Annotated in this window: 3 protein-coding genes; all 3 read right to left on the reverse strand. The window is 47.8% G+C overall.

What is annotated here, in order from left to right:
* A partial coding sequence (locus tag VM802_RS20620) for a SusC/RagA family TonB-linked outer membrane protein (protein ID WP_325534064.1) occupies positions 1-1155 on the reverse strand: 1155 nt, incomplete at its 3' end.
* A 114-nt stretch (positions 1156-1269) separates the two neighbouring features.
* Entirely contained in the window at positions 1270-2451 is a 1182-nt protein-coding gene (locus tag VM802_RS20625) for a FecR family protein (RefSeq protein ID WP_325534066.1), read from the reverse strand.
* Between the two features lie 86 nt (positions 2452-2537).
* The coding region (locus VM802_RS20630; RefSeq protein ID WP_325534068.1) for a sigma factor-like helix-turn-helix DNA-binding protein at positions 2538-2756 on the reverse strand (219 nt) is incomplete at its 5' end.

Raw genomic sequence — 2756 nt, forward strand, 5'->3', positions numbered from 1 at the left:
ACCATATACGTTTTGCAGCGGCAGGCCGTTATCATAGATCACCTGTGTCTGGTAGGTAGAGCTGAAGCTGACCCCAAGGCCTTGTCCTGCTTTACCTTTCAGTGTGGTGATCACGATGGCGCCATTGGCGCCGCGCGAACCATAGAGAGAAGTGGCCGCTGCGCCTTTCAGTACAGTGATGGATTCATAATCATCAGGGTTCAGGTTTTTCAACTGAGAACCCTGGTCTATATCATCGCCGTTCACGATGTTGTTTTCGAGTACCATACCATCCACCACAAAGATGGGCTGGTTATTCTTGGTGAGAGATTTGGCGCCACGGATCATGATACTGGGAGATGATTGCACACCGGAAGCACTCATCACGTTAATATTCACACCGGCCACTCTTCCCTGCAATGCCGCAATCGGTGATACCGTGTTGGCAGTTTTTACTTTATCCACATCCACAGCAGTGGCGGCATAACCGAGCTTACGGTCTTTCTTGGTAATACCCAACGCAGTAACCACTACGTTGCCTAATTCATTGCTGGCGATCTTCATCACCACCGGCATAGTCGTACTTGCTCCCACGGTCACCTCCTGCGGCTGATAACCTACAAAGCTGAACACCAGCACATTTCCGGCTTCTGCATTAAGTATAAAGTTACCATTTGCGTCTGTGGTAGTACCTTTTGTTGTGCCTTTGATACGCACAGAAACACCTGCCAGTGGCTGATTCGATTCATCTCTTACAGAACCTTTGATGAGTGCAGGCGGTGCGGTGGCAATATCTTCTTTTCTGTCAGACAACACTTCACGCTGTTTCACCACTACAGTATTACCAACGATGGTATAGGTCAGCGGCTGGTTGTTAAAACAAATGTCCAGCGCTTTTTCAAGGGAAGCATCTTTTACGTTGATGGTAATGGAGGCAGCCTGTTTTATCCAGGATTCGTCGAAAAAGAAAGAATAACCCGTTTGTTTCTTGATCTCACGGAATACTTTTCCCAGGTGCGCATTTCTTTCCGCCAGCGTCACTTTCTGGGAGTACCCTGCGGCACTGATCTGTAAACAGGTAGCCGTGAGCAGGATGGCTGTCAGCTTCATAAACAGGAATGTTTTAGGAAGTACCCGACCCCGGAAATACCCGGTGGTACGTAGATTTTTTTCCATACTTTAGTAGTGGTTTTGGTTGATTAATTGGCAATTCGTCCCAAACAAATTGTTATCATTAAAACATACCGGAACTTCGGCCGTACTGACTCTCACCTCAGTACGGCTTTTTTGTTACGGCAATACGACAATCCTTTTTTCTTCCAGCCTGAAATGCACCTTGCTTTCTTCCAGTATCTTCAATACCTGTGAAACATTGGTATTACGGGATATTTCACCACCAAAACGGCGGTCGGGGATGCGGCCTTCGTAAACGATGTCCACATCATACCAGCGGGAAATCTGCCGCATAACAGTTGGCAGGTCAGCCTGATTAAAAGAGAAATAACCATTCTTCCAGGCCAGTACAGCATCAGTGTCTACATCATGGAGCACAGCCAGCTTACCGTCCTGGCCTGTCTGCGCCTGCTCGCCGGGCTTCAGCATTTGCTGAATACGCCCCTGTTTGATCACGACACTGCCTTCTGTCAGGGTGGTGCTCACAACATGTTCGTCCGTATAGGCGTTGACGTTAAAGTGTGTTCCCAGCACCCGTATGGCTGTTCCGTTGGCATTTACAACAAAGGGAACAGCCTTCCCTTTGCTGGTAATTTTCGCTATCTCAAAGTAAGCTTCACCGGTAATCTCCACGTTCCTCTCATTGGCTGCAAATGCTGCAGGGAAACGCACAGACGATGCGGCATTGAGCCACACTTTACTACCGTCAGAAAGCACCAGCTGAAACTGTTTGCTCCTGGGTGTAGTAATGGTATTAAACATTTGTTCACTGTTCGTACCAGCCATGTTATAGGTAATATGTCCCTGCCGGTTGATGATCTTTGTTCCTCCCTGCATAGCCAGCAAACCATTGCCGGCGCTGTCCAGCAGGATATGTTCGCCATTGGCCAGCGTCAGTATGCCGCCCGTGGTGCCGGGCGCAATATCATGTTGCATAGAGGCAGCCACAGAGGGTTGCGGATTTTTTTTAAAAAGCCCGAAGTAGCCGCCCAACGCCAGCAGCAAAGCAATACTGGCAGCTATGGCCATACGGATAATGCCACGGAAATTCTTCCGCTGCGGCGCCGCTGTTGGCTGCTGCTGTATCATAGCTGTAAAACGCGCGTCCCAGTCAATATGATCACTGTCATCCACTGCTTTCGCAGCCTCCCACTGTTCCTGCAACACCGCCGTCAGCTGATCTGTATCTTCATCTTCCCCGATCTTCTGCAACAGTAATTCCAGCTCTTCCTTCGAAATACGGTTGTCCAGATACTGTGCTATCAAGTATTTCCACGAGGTGGCATCTCTGTTGTCCATAATATTATCTGCAATGAGAAAAACTGCCTGCTAACAAACAAGACGAATAAAAAAAGGGGAATAACTAATGAAAGTGGAAAATTTTTTCAGATCTTTCCGATAAGCAGGATGATAAGGGCAATATCCATGTCTTTGGCAAGATGATTACGGATAAATCGCTGTGCCAGTACAATATGATTATTCACTGTAGCCTTTGAAATATTAAGCTGACGCGCTATTTCATCATGCGTTAGCTCCTGTTCACGACTCAGGCTATATACTTTTTTGCATTGCGGTGAAAGCAGGGATATAGCTTCCCGCACCTT

Source organism: Chitinophaga sp. (assembly GCF_035538455.1).
Taxonomy (GTDB): domain Bacteria; phylum Bacteroidota; class Bacteroidia; order Chitinophagales; family Chitinophagaceae; genus Chitinophaga.

Bases quoted from the DNA above. Each gene is read 5' to 3' on its own strand.
- VM802_RS20625 (WP_325534066.1), bottom strand. From the start codon at position 2,451: ATGGACAACAGAGATGCCACCTCGTGGAAATACTTGATAGCACAGTAT.